Genomic DNA, 16642 nt, shown 5'->3' on the forward strand with positions numbered 1-16642 from the left:
CCCCCCCCCCCCCCCCCCCCCCCCCGGCGCTTACTCCACCGAGCCGAGGAGACCACGATCGCCGGCAGCACCCTGGCCGACATCCTGCGCGCGGCCGCGATCGGGCACTTCCCGCCGGCGGACGGCGGGACCACCGTCGTACCGCAGCCGTGCCACCGCGACGCCGGCGTCATCGCGTTCACCGCGCACTCCGTGGTGTTCACCGACGAGGACCCCGCATGGGTACGCCGTACGCTGGCGACGCTCGACTGCGACGGCCTGGCGGCCACGATGAATCCGCGTTTCCTCGGCGCGCTGCTCGACCGCACCGGGCGATCCACCGACACCATCGACCTGCTGACGGTCGCGAGCCCTCTTCCCGGCCCGCCCCCGCTGCGGCTGACCGAGGTTCCGGACGCCGGGCACGCCCGCGCGGGCCGCGCGCGTCGGCGTCGTGACGACGTCCGGGTCTGGGCCGCCGACGGCGGGGTGGTCGTCCTGGGCCGAGGCGTGGCGGGGCGCTGGGAGACGGCGATCGAGGTCGACGAGGGATGCCGCCACCGGGGCCTGGGACGGGCGCTGGCGACGGCCGCCCGACACCTCGTACCCGATGGGCAACCGGTCTGGGCACAGCAGGCCGCCGGCAACGCCCGCAGCGTGCGCGCCTTCCAGGCCGCCGGGTTCCGACCGGTCGGCGCGGAGGCGCTGCTCCTGCCGGCGGCTGGGGCGTAGCTTCCCGGCCGCCGTTCAGAAGCCTCGGAAGACGCCGTCCGGGCCGGTCGAGCGCGCGAACTCGGCGACATCCATGTTGGCGATCGAGAGGTTGTTCTCGATCGCCTGGACCTGCCGGGGCAGGGTCCGGAACGAGCCCGTGTCGTCGTGCTCGTTGAGGTTGACCACGAGCAGCGGATGCTCCGGCAGCGAGACGGTGACCGCGTCGACGACGAACAGCACCGGGTGCCGGTACCGGGTCGGGTAGGCGCGCGGAAAGCAGCCTGCGATCGCCGCGCCGACGAGGCCGACCAACGACCGGTCCTCGACGAACTCCACGGCCGCGGCGAAGCCCTCCGTGGTGGGGCTGCAGATCTCGTCCCTGAGTCGTTCCCATCCGCCGTCGTCGCTGAAGTCGGCACGGATGACCGGTACGGCCCGGGTCTCGGGCAGGTGCACCGGCGCAGAGTTCGCTGGCGGGATCAGGACGACCTCCACACCTGGAACCTCTGCTGGAGACGCCACCCACCGTCGGGCTGCCGCGCCTCGTTGCGCCAGCGGAACGCGTCGGCCTCGATCTCGGAGAAGGTCCAGCGCAGCTCGCCACCGTCGAGCACGATCTCGTCACCGACGCGCGACGCCAGGAAGGTGTGCGTCCGCCGCCGGAGCGGGCCAACCCACGTCGAACGCCACACCCCGGCACCCGCCGACGGGTCGGGGAACCGCACGCTGACACCGTGTTCGACGCCCGGCAGGATCCAGACGTCGGTGGTCGCCCGCCCGCCCAGCGCGTAGCCGAAGTGCCACTCGCCCCGGCGCACCGTGGAGGACCCGTCGGGCTCGTACTCGGTGCAGTCCAGCACCCAGGAGCCCGCGAACTGCCCGAACAGGCTGAGGTCGACACCGTCGGCCGGGCCGTCCGCGAGGAAGGCCGCGCCCACGACGCCGGAGAAATCGATCGCCATACCGCAGACGATAGCCAACCGTCCGAGCTTCGAGTCCGCTCGGCGGCAGGTGGTCAGGTAGGTGAGAGGACGTCGTGCTAGCCTTCTCGCGCGCCCCAGATGGGCCTACCCCCGGAGGTTCTGGCTACTTCAGCCGCCATGCCGAGATCGACGCGTACGCGTCTCCCGCATGGGTCCGGGGCATTCTCGCCTTCGGGGTCTGTCACATCAGTGCGGCTGCTGGACGCCGTGTGCTTCCGGTCGGGTCTTCGGATCGACCGAAAGACGGGTACTCGTGACGGTCACGTTCAACCACACCATCATCGCCGCGACGGACAAGCACGCCTCCGCCGCCTTCTACCGGGAACTGTTCGGACTCCCGGAGGCGCCCTCGTGGGGGCCGTTCGTCAACGTACTGCTGGACGAGGGTGTGCTGCTCCAGTTCGCCGAGCCGCCGGTGGACATCCAGATGCAGCACTACGCGTTCCTCGTCGACGACGAACTCTTCACGCGTGGCCTGGCGTACATCCAGGAACGAGGCATCACGTACTGGGCCGACCCGCAGATGAAGCGGCCGGGAGAAACCAACACCGAACACGGTGGCCGAGGGGTCTACTTCAAGGACCCGGCCGGACACGCGATCGAACTGATCACGCGCCCGTACCTCTAGCAGCCGCCCCTGGTCGGACGCTGTCGCTCGGCGTCCGACCAGGGCGGGTGGCGAGCCGCGCTACCGCGGCCGAACGGCGAGGTGGATGTGCACGACGTCGTCGAGGGCGATGCCCTCCTTGTGGCGCACCGAGTCCCGCAGCGGAAGGACATAGCCCTCGTCCTTCGGGAACAGGGAGGTGCGCCACCGGCTGCGCCCCAGGCGGACCTCCACCGGGATCATGCCCCAGCCGTAGGTGACCGCCGACGCCACCTGGCGCACCAGGTCGACGCCGTCGGGTGGGATCGTCACGAAGTGGTACGGCGACGGCCCTCGCCACTCCCACACGGCGCCCTCGAATTCGTACTCCATCACGGGATCAGACGGTAGTGGGCCACGGTGGCGTCGTCCGGAACCAGGGCGTCGGTGCCGCCGCACACCTCCGCTTCGAACGCACGGACGCGACGGATGACACCGGACGGACCGTCGGCGGCCAGCAGTTCCCGCACCCCCGGCCAGCCGGTCAGGCCGTACGGGCTGACGATCCGGCTGGCACCGTTGCTGAGCACCGCGATGCCGTTGAGCTCGTCGAGGGCGACGCTGCCGGTCACCGCCTCCCACGCCGCGCGCGGATCGTCCTTGGCGATCCAGTAGCCGCCGGGCTGGTTCCGGCGGGCGCGCAGGGCCGTGGCGCACAAGGCGCGGGCGCGGTCGTACTCCTCGGTTCCGGGTGCGACGCCGGCCAGCGGCGCCGAGCATTCCCGCCTGGCGACCACCTCGCGCTCGTCGGTGAGCACCCGCACGCCGCCGCCGACCTGGTCGAGCATGAGGTACGAGTCCGCGAGCAGGAGATGGTCCAGCCGTCCCCGATGGGCGCGGGCCATCAGGACGGTCGCCTGTGGACTGCGGGGATCAGTGATGTCGCAGGTGGTGCGGTGGGCGGAGGCCGTCGCGGCGATGGCGTCGGCGAGGATGGCCGCGAGGTCGCGTCCGTCGGCCCGCGCGAGACCGCCGAGCAGCGCGCCACCGAGGCGGCGGGTGTACCAGGAGACTCCGTGCGCGCAGAGTCGCTCGGCGCCGGGGATGCCGGCGCCGTCCAGCAGGACGATCGCGTTGGGAACCGCGCCGACGAAGTCCTCGTTCGGCCGGTCGGCCCTACCGGCGTCGGTAGCCATGGTGACGTGCACTCGTCGACTCCTCTCGGCTCCTGGCAACGACGACGAGGCTCGGGTGGGTCCGCGCCTAGGAAACCGCTTACCTCAGCTCTATTGACGTTCGTAACTGCGCGTCAGTACCGTGATGCGGGCAGCGAGAAAGCGCTTTCCGACCCTCACCGTCCGACAGGGAGCGCCCCCATGCCCAAACACCTGCGCGCGTTCTGCCTCATCCTGCTCGCCGTCGCCACCGTACTGACCACCACCACCGCCCTACCCGCCGAGGCGGCCCCCCGCTTCCGGGTGCTGGTCTTCTCGAAGATCACCAACTTCTACCACGACTCGATCCCGGCCGGCGTCGCCGCGATCCAGCAGCTCGGGGCCACGCACAACTTCGAGGTGGTCGCCACCACCGACGCGGGCGCCTTCACCGACGCCAACCTCGCCACCTTCGACGCCCTGGTCTTCAACAACACCAACTCCACCCCCGCCTCGGGTGACCTGCTCAACGCCGGCCAGCGCGCGGCGTTGCAGACGTTCATCCGCAACGGGGGCGGCTGGGCCGGCCTGCACGCCGCCTCGGCCAGTGAACGCGACTGGCCCTGGTACGAGGGTCTGGTCGGCACCATCTTCGACTACCACCCCGACTTCTCGGCCACCGGTGGGACGTACCCCGGGCGGGTGAAGATCCTCGACCGCGCCCACCCCTCCACCCGCAACCTGCCGGAGCTGTGGGAGCAGAGCGAGGAGTGGTACAACTGGCGGACCAACCCGACCGGCAACGTGCACACCCTCGCGCAGATCAAGGTGCGCGACGGGATCAGCGGCCTCGACGAGGGCGTCGACCACCCGTACTCCTGGTGCCAACGCTACGACGGCGGCCGGTCCTGGTTCACCGCCGGTGGGCACGCCAGCGCCCAGTTCAGCAGCGCCACGTTCCTGGAGCACCTGCGGTACGGCATCGAGTGGGCCGCGGGCGCGGTCGCGGGCGACTGCTCGGCGACCAAGACGGGCACCTTCGAGCGGGTGGGTCTGGTCACCGAGAACCTGGCCGACCCGTTCGAGCTGGCCGTGGCGCCCGACCGCAAGGTCTACTACATCCAGCGCACCGGGGCGCTCAAGGTGGTCGACTCGGACACGCTCCAGGTCACCACGCTGCTCGACTTCGCGTACACCTCGGCGATGACCGACCAGTCCGACGGACTGCTCGGGATGACCCTGGACCGCAACTTCGCCAGCAACGGCTGGGTCTACCTGCTCTGGTCGGACAAGACCCTGAAACAGCTCAACCTCTCCCGGTTCACGGTGGCCAACAACAGTGTCGCGCTCTCCTCGGAGAAGCGGCTGCTGACCGTCCCGACGTACCGGGGCGTGGGTCGGGCCAACTCGCACATGGGCGGTTCGCTGGCCATGGACGCGGCCGGCCGCCTGTACGCCGCGATCGGCGACAACACCGACCCGTTCGCGTCCAGCGGCTACACCCCGATCGACGAGCAGTCCGGCCGGGCCGCGTGGGACGCCCAGGGCACCGCCGGCAACACCAACGACCTGCGCGGCAAGATCCTGCGGATCACCCCGCAGGCCGACGGTACGTACACCGTGCCCAGCGGCAACCTCTTCCCGGCCGGCACCGCGCGGACCCGACCGGAGATCTACGCGATGGGCATGCGCAACCCGTTCCGGATCACCATCGAGCCGGGAACGAACGCGGTGCTCGTCGGTGACTACGGCCCGGACGCCCGCGCCGCGGATCCGAACCGTGGACCGGAGGGGACCGTCGAGTTCAACCGCATCACCACCGCCGGCAACTACGGCTGGCCGTACTGCGTGGGCAACAACATCCCGTTCAACGACTACAACTTCGCCACCAGCACCTCAGGGGCGAAGTTCAACTGCGCGGCGCCGGTGAACAACTCCCCCAACAACACCGGCCTGACCACCCTGCCGGCGGCGAAGCCGGCGCTGGTCTGGTACGCGTACTCCGCCTCCACCCAGTTCCCCGAGGTGGGCACCGGCGGTGGCGGACCGATGAGCGGCCCGGTCTACGACTTCGACCCGGCGAACACCCGTACCACCAAGTTCCCGGAGTACTTCGAGGGCAAGTGGATCACGTACGAGTTCACCCGCAAGTGGTTCAAGACGCTCTCGATCCACAAGACGGCGCAGACGTTCAGCAATTCGCGCTTCGCGCCCACCGCCGTCGGCGACCTCCAGTCGATCAACGGGATCTTCGAGAACATGAGCTGGATCCAGCCCTTCGAGGCGGAGTTCGGCCCGGACGGCTCGCTCTACGTCATCGACTTCGGCGAGGGCACCGGCAGCGGTCGCGGCGGCAGCAACGCCGGCGCCGGCATCTACCGGATCGACTACGTGGCCAACGGACGGCCACCGACCGCGAAGATCACCGCCACTCCGGACAGCGGACGCACGCCGCTGACGGTCGGCTTCTCCTCGGCCGGCACGACGGCCGGTGACGGCACCGCGCTCAGCTACGCCTGGGACTTCACCAACGACGGCAGCATCGACTCCACCGCCGCCAACCCGAGCTTCACGTACGCGACGGCCGGGAAATTCACCGCCCGGCTGACCGTCCGCAACAGCGGCAACGGGCTGACCGCCACCGCCGTCACCGACGTGGTGGTCGGCAACACCCGGCCGACGGTCACCGTCACCGTGCCCGACGGCGGGTTCTTCGACTTCGGCGACAAGATCCCGTACACGGTGACGGTCACCGACCCGGAGGACACCACCGTCGACTGCGCCAAGGTGACCGTACAGACGCAGCTCGGTCACGACACGCACGCCCACCCACTGGACGTCTACACCGGCTGCTCCGGGCTGTTGGCCACCGAGGCCGACGCCGGTGACGGGCACGGGCCGGGGCAGAACCTCTACACCCTGATCACCGCCCAGTACACCGACGGTGGCGCGGCCGCCGGCGTACCCGCGCTCACCGGCTCGACCCGGGTCCAGCTGCAACCCAAGAGCAAGGAGGCCGAGCACTTCAGCGCCCAGTCCGGCCTCGTCGTCAACGACCGGACCACCGCCCGCGCCGGCAAGCGGCTCGGCGACGTCGACCACAACGACTGGGCGGCGTACGGGCCGGTGGACCTGCGCAACATCGGCTCGGTGACGCTCGGGGTGACCAACGGCGGTCTCGGCGGCACCATCGAGCTGCGCACCGGCTCGCCGACCGGCACCCTGATCGGTACGGCCACCATCGGCTCGACCGGCGGGTGGGACAACCTGGTGTCCCCCACCGTCACACTGACCAACAAGCCGACCGGCACCACCGTCCTGTACGCCAAGTTCGTCAACGCCGCCCAGGTCGGCGGCACACCCGACCTGATGTCGCTGGACTGGATGCGGTTCAACGGCGCCGGCGTCAAGCAGGAGCCAGGCGGAACCCTCTCGATCACGGCCAACCCGACCGGCGGCGCCGCGCCGCTGACCACCACGTTGACCGCGACGGCGACGGCGCCGTCCGGGCAGAGCATCACCGACTACGCGTGGGACTTCGGCGACAACAGCGCGGTGGCGCACGGCGCGGCGCTGCGGTCGACGAGTCACAGCTACCCGCGCAAGGGCACCTACACCGCCCGGGTGACGATCACCTACACCGGTGGCGAGACCCGCTCGCTCAACCTGACCGTCACGGTCACCTGAGGTGAATCGGTGGCGGGCGGGTCGCGCCGCCCCGCCCGCCACCGCCCACCGTGGCGGCCCGCCGCGTCGATGTGCTGGTGAGCGGTACACCGCAGAGGTATCAATATGACGCTGAGGTATACCGTCACGACCGCATCCGCCTCCCGCAAAGGTCAGGGATTGCTCGTTTAGAGGTCTTGCCGGACCTTCGCGATGTGAAGATCCAGCAATGGGCCGAAGAACCTGGCGAAGTCGTCCAGGGAGTCCGATCGGAAGATCTCCCTCGCACCATCCAGGATGGCCACCGCACCCGAGGGAAGGTCGAAGAGGTAGCCGACAGTCTTCTCGTCCCTGATGAGGACGAAAACCTGCGGCACTTCTGCCACGACAACCGTCGGCCTCTCCGGCCTCGTTGGACTGCTCACGGGCAACGCTTCTGACTCGGCACAATTTCCCGTCATGGACATCTCCCTCCTGAGGGCTCCCCGCGTGCCGGTCTCGAGGGCTGACTGACTCCGGACCTCGTAGGCACCAGATTGTCTTGGGACAATCTTCAGAGATAGTGTGGGGACAATCTGCCTCAGCGTCAAGGCTTGTCTATGGACAACCGGGAAGGGCGTGGACGTGCCGGTGCACTCGCGCTACCTGAACATCGCGTCCATGATCCGCGAGCGGATCGAAGCCGGAGAATGGGAGCCGGGTGCGCGGCTGCCGACCCTCAACGACCTCGCAGCCGAGTACGACGCCAACCGCGACACCGTCGGCCGGGCCATCGCCCTGCTGGAGACCGAGGGCTACGTGTGGGCCGTCCAGGGGCGGGGCATCGCCGTTCGATACGGCACGATACGCCCACGCCGGCCCCGCGGTGATCTCGTCAAGCGCAACGCGCAGGCAACGGGGTACTCGTTCCCTTCGGCAAGCAGCCAGGAAGTGTGGGTTAGCCACGGCGAGGCCATCAACGCGCCAGCCCGACTGGACGATCCCCGCGTCGCCAAACTTCTGGGGGTAGAGCCCGGCACCGAAGTGCTTCGCCGATTTCGGGTTACCGGGCCAGCGTCCGAGGCCCCGTTCCAGATCAATATCTCGTGGATTCACCCACGCGTCGCGCACATCGTCGCCGACCTGGACGCGAGCCCGGCGGCAGGCGAGTGGCTGCACCACATCGAGAACGCCGGCCACTGGCCGATCAGCTGGATAGAGATCCACCGCGCCCGGATGCCCAGCAAGGACGAAGCCGGTCTTTTGGAGATCCCCACCAACCTGCCCGTACTGGAGATCGTACGGGTCGGCACCTCGGGAGGCGACCAGAAGCCGGTCGAGGTGACCGAGTACGTCGTGGCGAGCGACCGGGTCGAAACAGTCCACGTCCTGCACCGCGACGCGAGCGCGAAGGAGCCGTGGCCCGACGGCGGACCGAGTAGGAGGTCATGACCGTGACCCTCTGTCTCGTGGCGGCCAGCCGGACGCACCAGGGCCTCGTCCGCAGACGGAACGAGGACTCCCACAGCCAGGGACAGTGGCTGTACGTGGTCGCCGACGGTCTTGGCGGCCACGTCGCCGGTGACGTCGCGAGCAGCACAGTCGTCGCTGCCGTTCAGGCGTACGACCGCGCGGTGGATCCGGAAGATCTTGCTGACTTCTTGGGACGGGCCATCAACGACGCGAGCGACGAGTTACGGAGAAAGGTCCGCGAGAACCCGGATCTGGCGGGGATGGGCACTACGTTCGTCGCTCTGCTGCATTCCGGCGGTCATGCGATCGCGGCAAATGTCGGGGATTCCCGGGCCTATCTGGTCCGACGCCACGGCTCCCGCGACAACGCCCTGGTTCAGATCAGCGAGGACCACACCTACGAACACCTCGTCGCCGACGCCGAGGAGGTGCCCCATCTTTCCGGGAGGCTGGCCCGCTTCCTCGACGGACGGGCCGACGGCCGGTCGGCCGACCTGAGGCCGCTCCAGCTTCAGCCCGGCGACCGAGTCCTGTTGTGCTCTGACGGACTGAGTTCGTACGTGCCGCACGAGCAGATCCGAGCTGCGCTCGATTCCGACGACAACCCAGGAAGCATCGCCGACCAACTCGTGGGCATGGCGATCGACCAGGGTGGACACGACAACGTCACGGTAATCGTCATCGACGTGACCCGGGCTGCCCTGAGGAACCCGACCAACGATGAATGAGCCGCTGTGGCGACAGATCAGGGATGATCTGCGAGCCAAGATCGCGGCGGGGATCTACCCTGCGGGATCCAAGCTGCCGTCCGTCCGCCTGCTGGCCGACGAGTACGACACCTCCCACATGACCGTCAGACGTGCCGTCGACACCATGATCGAGAGTGGTGAGCTGATCGGTCGGGCGGGTCGGGGCATCTTCGTGTCGGAAGCCGGCGCCTGAGCGAGCCGGCGCGCCGACGCCGGTGCCGATCGTTTCCGGTCGACCATGGCAGGGAACTGTGCCGGTCGAGGTGAGGGGGAAACATGAGCCGGTACGCGCTGTCGCCGACCACCCGAGCGCTGATCCTGCCGTTGCTGGGCACCGTCGCGTTGAGCACCGCCTGCACGGCTGGCGAAGGAGGGTCCGACCCGACGCCGTCGGCCGCGTCGACGACATCGACACCCACAGCCGCGCCCAGCCCGACCGACCAGCCGTCCGCGAGCGCCGGCGCGCCGACGACCATCCCGACGTCGGCCTTCGTGGAGCTACCGTCCGAGCTGCGGAAGTCTCCGCGCCGTCCGACGCGGGTCGCCGAGGCGCTGCCCACGCTGTGCGGCAACGAGTTCGGCACCGGGGGTCGACAGGTCACCGCGAGCGCGGCCATGACGCTGACCTACAAGAAGGCCGGCGAGCCCGACAGCAACACGCCGCAGGGCATGATCCACCAGACCATCTTCACCTTCGAGGGGGACGGCGCCTCGGACTACCTGCGACGTCTCCGCGCCGCGGTGCAGGCGTGCCCGTCGTACGACCAGGGCGGCACCAAGGTCACGGTCGGGAGCAAGGCGGTGCCCGGCGTCGGGGACGAGGCGTTGCTGGTGACCCGGACGTGGCCCGCCACGAGTCTGAACGGCGAGCGTACCGGCGGCGAGGGCGCCGCCCAGATCGCCGTGGCCCGGGTCGACGGTGTGGTGACGGTCCTCGACGACCAGGGCTGGGAGGGCAGCAGCGGCAACCCGGCCACCCTGGACCGGACCCTGCGCGACGGGGTGCGTGCGATCGACGCCTGGCAGGGGTAGAAAAGCTGGTGGGGCGGCCCGCGACGGCACCGCCCCACCAGCCGGTACGGCTACTGCTCCCAGGCGCTCTGCTGGGTGGAGACGAGGTTGCCGGGGACAACCGTGCCGTTGGTGCGGTACTCGGTGTACGCCCAGAAGTCGCCCTCGGGCAGCGGCCGGTTGGGCTTCAACGTGAAGTTGAGGCTCTGACCGCGCTCGGTCGTCGACGGCATCGTCAGCGTGGCCGGCGCGTACGTGGCGTTGCGGCCGATGATGGCGTGACCCAACGTGAAGTCCACCACCGGGCCGCCGGGCACCTGAGCGAACACGTACGCCGTGTAGCGCCCCGGCTCGGGCAGGAACTTGTACGCCTGCTCCGCGCTGGTCCAGTACCTGTCACTGCTGTAGACGAGGGTGTCGCCCTTGTACAGGTACAGGTCGAGGTTGGTGTTCGGATCCCCGGTGTTGGCCTCGACGATGATGGCGGCGGAATTCGCCGGCACCGTGAAGTCGACCTTCTTCACCCCGGACGCCTTCGGGTCGAACACGCCGCCGTACACGCCGGCCGGCATCGAGTACGACTCCCGACGCATCGGCGTGTAGCCGGTGCTGCGACCGGTGATCGGTCCGGTGAAGCCCGGCTGGGCGTAGCCGTAGGACCCGCTGGTCATCCGGCCGAACTCCTCGCCGTCGTCAGCGTACGGCCGGGGGGTGATGCCCCACGGGCGGGCGGCGACCGGAATCCGGGCACTGTGCACCTTGCCGCGCCAGGTGATCGACCCGGTGACGTACCGGTCCCAGGGGGCGCTGCCCCGGCGCAGCGTGATGGTCACCGTCGCGGACTTGCCGGGCGCGAGCGTCACCGACGCGGGCGACACCGTGACCGTCATGCCGGGCAGGCCGGACACCGAGGAACGGTAGGTCTCCCGGGTCGTGCCCACGTTGGTCAGCGTGCGCTTGATGGTCACCGGGTGGGTGCCGTCGTACTCGCGCAGCGAGATGGCCGGCAGGTTGAGCTCCTTGCCGTCCGGCTGGGCCGTCTGGCTGAACTCGACCAGGTCGGCCGCTGCCGGCTCGATGACCAGGCCCGGGTCCTTGGCACCGGCCAGGTTGATGAAGCCGCTGCCCTGGTCCAGCGGGTTGGTGGTGCCCCGGGTGTCGGTGGCGGTGGTCCGCAGGGCCGAGGCGACCGTTCCCGGCGACCAGGTGGGGTGCGTGGCACGCAGGATCGCCGCCGCGCCGGCCACGTACGGCGACGCCATCGAGGTTCCGGAGTACGCGTCGTAGGCCCGACCGAAGTTACCGGCCGGCGAGACCGCGGCGATGATGTCCGTGCCGGGCGCGACCAGGTCCGGCTTGAAGACGCCGAAGGTGGTCTTGTCCGGGCCGGTCGAGGAGTAGTCCGCCACGCTGGGGATCCCCGGGACGCTGGAGCCGTCGCCGCCGGTGCGCAGCGACACCTTGGCGTCGGACGGGTGGCGCATCAGGTAGTTGAAGAGCGTGCCGGCCTGCTTCTCGGTGTTCAGGTAGACCACCGGGAAGTTGTAGATGGAGTTGATCCGGTAGTTGCCGACCGGGTCGAACACCACCATCGCCGTACCGCCCTTCTCCTTCACCTCCAGCGCGGAGTTGAAGGGGCTCGACAACGCGCAGGCGACGACCTTGCCCTTGATCTTCGCCGGGTCGAGACTGCCCGGCTCGCAGTACGCCGAGCCCTGCTCCAGCGAACCGGCCTGGTCACCGAAGACCATCTGCCGGGAGGTGCCGCCGGGCAGCGCGTCCAGCGAGCCGCCGACCAGCTTCGTGCCGTCGCCCAGGATGACCGTCGCCGCGTTGGTGTTGGTCACCGCAGCGCCCACCGTGGTCACCCAGGGCGCCGCGTTGCTGATGGCGCCACTCACGATGCCGGTGTTTCCCGCCGACGCCGCCACGAAGACCCCGGAGAGCGTGGCGTTGAGGAAGGCGACGCCGATCGGCGTGTTGGCCTCCCAGTCGCCGAGCTGGCTGCCGATGGAGAAGTTCAGCACCTGCACGCCGTCGGCGACGGCCGCGTCGATGCCGGCGATGATGTCGGCGTCGAAGCCCACCCCGCCCCAGAGCACCTTGTAGACGGCGATCTGGGCGTCCGGCGCCACGCCGGAGACCGCACCGTACGACCGACCGTCGATCGTGACGTCCCGCACCGGCAGACCGGCGGCCGTGGACGCGGTGTGGGTACCGTGCCCGGACATGTCACGGGGGGACAGCACCTCACCCTCGGGCACCGAGCCACCGCCGGCGAGCCAGGTGTCTGCGAAGTACCGGGCACCGACGATCTTGCCGTTGCAGTGCTCCGCCACGAAGGCCACGCCGGTCTGGCAGGTGCCGTGCCACGTCTTGGGGGCGGGCATCTTCTTGGCGAACGACTCGCTCTCCGGCCAGATGCCGGTGTCCAGGACACCGACCACCATGCCCGCTCCGGTGGCCGGACCGGGCTTGACCGGCGCGGTCGGCGTGGCCGGCTTGGCCGCGGCGTCCACTGCGGACGGATCGACGGCCGTGGAGTTCGGCGTACCGGCGGGGGTTCCGCTCGGGGCGGCCGTGCGCGGCGTCGCCGCCCGGGTGCCCAGCGCCCGCGCGGCGGTGACGGCGCGTACCCGCTTGTCGGCGCGCAGCGCGGTCGCCTGCTTGGCGGTCAGCGTCGCCGAGAACCCGTTGAAGGCGGCGGTGTAGGCGGCCTTGACCTGAACGCCGGCCGCGGCGGCGACGGCGGACCGCTGCGCGTCGAGGTGCCGGCGGTACGCCTGCGACGGCGCCGACGTGACGTCCAGCCGGGCCCCGGGCGTGGGGCGGGTCCGCGCCAGCCCGGAAACCCCGCCGACGTACGTGGTCAGCGGCGCCTCGGCCAGCTCGACGACGTAGACCCCCGAGCCGGTGACGTCCACGGCGGACTTCGGGCTGGTCGCCTCGGCGTCCGCGCGACGGTCAGCGCCATCGGTCAGGGTGGTGCGCTGGTCCGACCCCTTCGTGAAGTAGCCGGGGCCGCCGTTGGCCGAGGTGTCTCCGGGCGCTGCCGACGCCGTTCCCGCGACGCCGGTCGTGCCGGCGAACATCGCGACGACCAGCGTCGGTATCGCCAGTCTTCGCAGGTTTTTCCCGCTCGTGCGTGTGGACACGAGACTCCCTTCCATCGCCCCGGTGTGGGGCTTGCTCATCTGCTGCGACCCGCTTGGGAGCGCTCCCCCACCTAAGCCGTCGACGATTAATCGAGGGTTCGAGCGGTGTTACGGATCATGACGCACATAAGATCATGATGTTTCAGTCGTGCCTAGATCATGTTTTTCCGGCGCGGTTGAGGCAGAATGCCGGCCACGGCCGGCGTCACATCCCGACCACGCAAGGCCATCCACGCCCACGGCGGCCCTGGTGGGTCCGCGAAACGGGTCGGCGTGCGCGGCGCTGCCGGTCCGCTCTGAGCGCAGATCGTCGGATCTTTCCACCGGCCACCGGTCGGGGCCCCCGGCGGGGAGCCTGGCCCTGGCGTTACCAGGAGAACCGGGAACCCGGCTGACGGCGACCAACCGGGTGACAGTGTTCCCGTCAGTGTGACGCGAGAGGAGACGACAACCATGACAGAGCGGATCAGCCTCGACGGCCACCCAGGCGGGCGTCCGCTGACGGCCGTCGGTTTCATCGGGCTGGGCGACCAGGGCGCCCCGATGGCCCGCGCGGTGGGTGAGAGCGACCACGACCTGCACGTCTGGGCCCGTCGTCCGGAATCGCTGGCAGCGCTCGAGGAGACGCCGTACACCGTGGCTGCGACCGTCGCGGAGCTGGCCGGAAGGGTCGACGTCCTGCTGCTGTGCCTGCGCGACGACAACGACATCGCCGACCTGCTGGACCATCGTCAACTCCTGGACGGGCTGCGGCCCGGCACCGTGGTGGTCAATCACGGCACCGGCGACCCCACCGAGAACGCGGCGATCGGGGAGCGCTTCGCCGCGCACGGTGTGGCGTACCTGGACGCTCCGGTCAGCGGCGGCGGACCTGGCGCCCGGTCGCGGACCCTGACCACCTTCGTGGGCGGTGACCAAGCGGCCTACGACCGCTGTACGCCGATCTTCGACACGTTCTCCCGCCTGGTGGTGCACATGGGTCCGGTCGGCACCGGCCAGCTCACCAAGCTCCTGAACAACTCCATGACGATGAGCAACCTCAAGAACGCCGCCGACATGCTGCGCATCGCCGAGAAGTTGGACATGGACATCCCGGCGCTGATCACGGCACTCTCGGTGAGCAGCGGGGCAAGCTTCATGCTCGGCGCGCTGAACACCGAGATCACCCCCGACCTCGCGCCCCACCTGCAGACGCTCATGCGTAAGGACATCGAGCACTTCGCCGATGCGGTCCGGGCGCGCGGGCTCGACCCGAGCGAGCTGCGCGACCGCGGGCTGGCCGGCGCGGACAGCCTCGTCGAGGCCGTCGCCATCGTCGCCGGCCGCTAGCGGGCCACCTCCGGTCCCGGCGCGTCGATCGGGAAGCGGCCCTGCCGCCACTGCCAGTGCCGGCCGGCCGACAGGTGGTCGACGATCGCCCGTTGCAGGGCGGTGCGGCGCGGCAGCTCGTCGAGTGGCGTGGTCAGCGTCCGGAACACGAACCGCAGCACCTCGACGTCCGCGTCCAGCCCTTCCGGCTCCTCGTAGGGCGCCAGCTCGAACCGTCGCTGGAAGCGGATGATGTTGGAGTCCTCGGGCAGGTACTCGCGCAACTGGGGATCGAGCAGCCACGAGCCGCAGGAGAACGCCGCGTACCGCTCGTCGGGGAAGTGCCGCGCGAAGAAGGCGCGGCCCTGCTCGAGTGACGCCGTGACCGCCGCCGGGGTCAGCGGCCCCGCGTCCGGGATGTGCAGGCCGATGGCACCGTCGCCGCGATGGTGCTGCAACCGGCCCAACTCGTAGACGGCGCCGCGGACGTGCAGCGTCAGCCAGCTCTGCATGACCGGCCAGCCCTCGCCGCGCATCCGCCGGTCGACGGCGAGGTTGCGGCCCAGGTCGGCGAGGGTCGCCCAGGACACCGCGTCGGGAACGCCGTGGTCGCGGTGGTAGCCCCGGACGACCTCGACCAGGGCGAGGTACGCGTAGACGTAGAGGTGCCGCCAGGCGAGGCCACGGTCGCGCGGCAGCTCCGGGCCGGGCGGCAGCCAGACGTACCCGCCGAGGTCGGCGCGGACCAGCGCGATCGAGCGGTCGAGCAGCCAGCGCAGTTCCGGAGTCCACAGTGGTGACTCGTGGTCCGGCCAACCCGCGATGATCTCGGCGGCGTCGTCCGGCGGCACCGCGAGCCGGTCGAGGATCGCCTGCGCGTCCGCCTTGGCGGGCAGCGGAGCCGAGGGCCGGTCACCGGCGAGCTGGTGCACCCGCTCGACGGCGTCGACGGGCACCCCGAGCAGCCCCGCGGTCTCGTTCAGGTCCACGCGCACGACCCTACCGCCGACCGGCGTACCCCTGTGGCCCGCGCCGATCAGACGACATGGCGCAGGTAGCCGGCGATCGCGGCGTCCAGCACCTGCGCGCCCGGCCGCGCCCAGACCTCGGCGGAGAAGACCTCCACCTCGATCGGGCCACGGTAGCCGGCCGCGTCCACCGCCTCACGCAGCCGCCGCAGCTCGATGCACCCGTCACCGGGCAACGCCCGGCCGAGCAGCACCCCCTCCGGCAGCGGTGTCACCCAGTCGCAGACCTGGAAGGCGGCGATCCGCGCGCCGGCCCGGGCGATCTGCGCGTACACGGTGTCGTCCCACCAGACGTGGTACGCGTCGACGACCACCCCGACCACCGCCGGGTCGAACCGCTCGGCGATGTCGAGCGCCTGGCCGAGGGTGGCGATCACGCAGCGGTCGGCGGCGAACATCGGGTGCAGCGGTTCGATCGCCAGCCGTACCCCGGCCGCCGCCGCGTGCGGGGCCAGGTCGGCGATCGCGTCGGCGACCCGACGGCGGGCGCCGTCGACGTCCCGGCTGTCGGCCGGTAGCCCACCGGAGACGAGCACCAGTTCCGGTGCGCCCAGCGCGGCCGCCTCCTCGATGGCCCGCAGGTTCTCCGCGCGCCAGCCGTCGGCGGTGAAGAAGCCGCCCCGGCACAGCGACGTGACGCTGAGACCGGCGTCGCGGACAAGCTTCGCCGAGCGGGCCAACCCGTACTCGGCCACCGGCTCCCGCCACAGCCCGATGCCCGGCACGCCGGCCGCCACACAGCCGGCGACCACGTCGGGCAGCGCCCAGCGCTGGGCGGTGGCCTGGTTGAACGAGAACCGCGCGAGACTTGCTGGGCTGGTCCTCGTTCGCGACTGCGGGGCTCGCAAACCCGGCTC

16 protein-coding genes are annotated in these 16642 nt (G+C 70.4%); 8 read left to right on the forward strand and 8 right to left on the reverse strand.

The annotated features are described in order from the left end of the window. Positions 1 to 57: 57 nt before the first annotated feature. Entirely contained in the window at positions 58 to 711 is a 654-nt protein-coding gene (locus tag AC3EN4_RS26830; RefSeq protein ID WP_435208878.1) for a GNAT family N-acetyltransferase, read from the forward strand. Between the two features lie 15 nt (positions 712 to 726). Here the strand turns inward: AC3EN4_RS26830 and AC3EN4_RS26835 are convergent, their stop codons facing one another. Together AC3EN4_RS26835 and AC3EN4_RS26840 are read right to left on the reverse strand one after the other, a co-directional pair. Next, positions 727 to 1188 (reverse strand): DUF6924 domain-containing protein, encoded by a 462-nt coding sequence (locus tag AC3EN4_RS26835; protein WP_435208778.1) that lies wholly within the window; start codon positions 1186 to 1188, stop codon positions 727 to 729. Further along, positions 1173 to 1655, reverse strand: a complete 483-nt coding sequence (locus AC3EN4_RS26840; RefSeq protein ID WP_435208780.1) for a hypothetical protein — start codon at positions 1653 to 1655, stop codon at positions 1173 to 1175. Before AC3EN4_RS26840 ends, AC3EN4_RS26835 begins: the two co-directional genes overlap by 16 nt. A 274-nt stretch (positions 1656 to 1929) precedes the next feature. Here AC3EN4_RS26840 and AC3EN4_RS26845 point away from each other — a divergent pair, with 274 nt between their 5' ends. Beyond that, positions 1930 to 2304, forward strand: a complete 375-nt coding sequence (locus AC3EN4_RS26845) for a VOC family protein (RefSeq protein WP_435208782.1) — start codon at positions 1930 to 1932, stop codon at positions 2302 to 2304. Between the two features lie 60 nt (positions 2305 to 2364). On the opposite strand, the gene AC3EN4_RS26850 is transcribed toward AC3EN4_RS26845, so the two are convergent. Further along, positions 2365 to 2655 carry a DUF1905 domain-containing protein gene (locus AC3EN4_RS26850; RefSeq protein WP_435208784.1) on the reverse strand — a complete coding sequence of 97 codons (291 nt, stop codon included), beginning with the start codon at positions 2653 to 2655 and terminating at the stop codon, positions 2365 to 2367. Continuing rightward, positions 2655 to 3470, reverse strand: coding sequence for a hypothetical protein (locus AC3EN4_RS26855; RefSeq protein WP_435208786.1), 816 nt, complete (start codon positions 3468 to 3470; stop codon positions 2655 to 2657). The genes AC3EN4_RS26850 and AC3EN4_RS26855 overlap by 1 nt, the downstream gene beginning before the upstream one ends. 168 nt (positions 3471 to 3638) lie before the next feature. Between AC3EN4_RS26855 and AC3EN4_RS26860 the strand changes: the two genes are divergently transcribed. After that, positions 3639 to 7103, forward strand: coding sequence for a ThuA domain-containing protein (locus tag AC3EN4_RS26860; RefSeq protein WP_435208788.1), 3465 nt, complete (start codon positions 3639 to 3641; stop codon positions 7101 to 7103). Positions 7104 to 7270: 167 nt separating this feature from the next. Here AC3EN4_RS26860 and AC3EN4_RS26865 read toward each other — a convergent pair whose 3' ends face one another. Further along, a complete protein-coding gene (locus AC3EN4_RS26865) occupies positions 7271 to 7672 on the reverse strand; it encodes a hypothetical protein (RefSeq protein ID WP_435208790.1) in 402 nt (133 codons plus the stop codon). A 40-nt stretch (positions 7673 to 7712) separates the two neighbouring features. On the opposite strand from AC3EN4_RS26865, the gene AC3EN4_RS26870 reads away from it, so the two are divergent. From AC3EN4_RS26870 to AC3EN4_RS26885, 4 genes are all read left to right on the forward strand, one after another. Beyond that, the gene (locus AC3EN4_RS26870) at positions 7713 to 8513 is read left to right on the forward strand and encodes a GntR family transcriptional regulator (RefSeq protein WP_435208879.1); all 801 of its coding nucleotides are present in this window, start codon (positions 7713 to 7715) and stop codon (positions 8511 to 8513) included. Positions 8514 to 8515: 2 nt separating this feature from the next. Beyond that, positions 8516 to 9262, forward strand: coding sequence for a PP2C family protein-serine/threonine phosphatase (locus AC3EN4_RS26875; protein ID WP_435208880.1), 747 nt, complete (start codon positions 8516 to 8518; stop codon positions 9260 to 9262). Further along, positions 9255 to 9476 (forward strand): GntR family transcriptional regulator, encoded by a 222-nt coding sequence (locus AC3EN4_RS26880; protein WP_435208791.1) that lies wholly within the window; start codon positions 9255 to 9257, stop codon positions 9474 to 9476. The genes AC3EN4_RS26875 and AC3EN4_RS26880 overlap by 8 nt, the downstream gene beginning before the upstream one ends. 83 nt (positions 9477 to 9559) lie before the next feature. Further along, positions 9560 to 10315 carry a hypothetical protein gene (locus tag AC3EN4_RS26885; protein ID WP_435208793.1) on the forward strand — a complete coding sequence of 252 codons (756 nt, stop codon included), beginning with the start codon at positions 9560 to 9562 and terminating at the stop codon, positions 10313 to 10315. A 50-nt stretch (positions 10316 to 10365) separates the two neighbouring features. On the opposite strand, the gene AC3EN4_RS26890 is transcribed toward AC3EN4_RS26885, so the two are convergent. Next, a complete protein-coding gene (locus AC3EN4_RS26890) occupies positions 10366 to 13449 on the reverse strand; it encodes a S8 family serine peptidase (RefSeq protein WP_435208795.1) in 3084 nt (1027 codons plus the stop codon). 453 nt (positions 13450 to 13902) lie between these two features. On the opposite strand from AC3EN4_RS26890, the gene AC3EN4_RS26895 reads away from it, so the two are divergent. Further along, the gene (locus AC3EN4_RS26895) at positions 13903 to 14778 is read left to right on the forward strand and encodes an NAD(P)-dependent oxidoreductase (protein ID WP_435208797.1); all 876 of its coding nucleotides are present in this window, start codon (positions 13903 to 13905) and stop codon (positions 14776 to 14778) included. Here AC3EN4_RS26895 and AC3EN4_RS26900 read toward each other — a convergent pair. Beyond that, positions 14775 to 15746, reverse strand: coding sequence for an acyltransferase domain-containing protein (locus tag AC3EN4_RS26900; RefSeq protein WP_435208798.1), 972 nt, complete (start codon positions 15744 to 15746; stop codon positions 14775 to 14777). The two genes, AC3EN4_RS26895 and AC3EN4_RS26900, sit on opposite strands and share 4 nt — an antisense overlap. A gap of 47 nt (positions 15747 to 15793) precedes the next feature. Beyond that, positions 15794 to 16633: a sugar phosphate isomerase/epimerase family protein gene (locus tag AC3EN4_RS26905; RefSeq protein WP_435208882.1), complete on the reverse strand. Its 840-nt coding sequence runs from the start codon at positions 16631 to 16633 to the stop codon at positions 15794 to 15796. Positions 16634 to 16642 lie beyond the last annotated feature (9 nt).

The organism is Micromonospora sp. bgisy143, from assembly GCF_057708145.1.

Coding starts and splice junctions, on each gene's coding strand:
- AC3EN4_RS26840 (WP_435208780.1), bottom strand. CDS start 1,655: ATGGCGATCGATTTCTCCGGCGTCGTGGGCGCGGCCTTCCTCGCGGAC.
- AC3EN4_RS26850 (WP_435208784.1), bottom strand. CDS start 2,655: ATGGAGTACGAATTCGAGGGCGCCGTGTGGGAGTGGCGAGGGCCGTCG.
- AC3EN4_RS26860 (WP_435208788.1), top strand. CDS start 3,639: ATGCCCAAACACCTGCGCGCGTTCTGCCTCATCCTGCTCGCCGTCGCC.
- AC3EN4_RS26880 (WP_435208791.1), top strand. CDS start 9,255: ATGAATGAGCCGCTGTGGCGACAGATCAGGGATGATCTGCGAGCCAAG.
- AC3EN4_RS26885 (WP_435208793.1), top strand. CDS start 9,560: ATGAGCCGGTACGCGCTGTCGCCGACCACCCGAGCGCTGATCCTGCCG.
- AC3EN4_RS26895 (WP_435208797.1), top strand. CDS start 13,903: ATGACAGAGCGGATCAGCCTCGACGGCCACCCAGGCGGGCGTCCGCTG.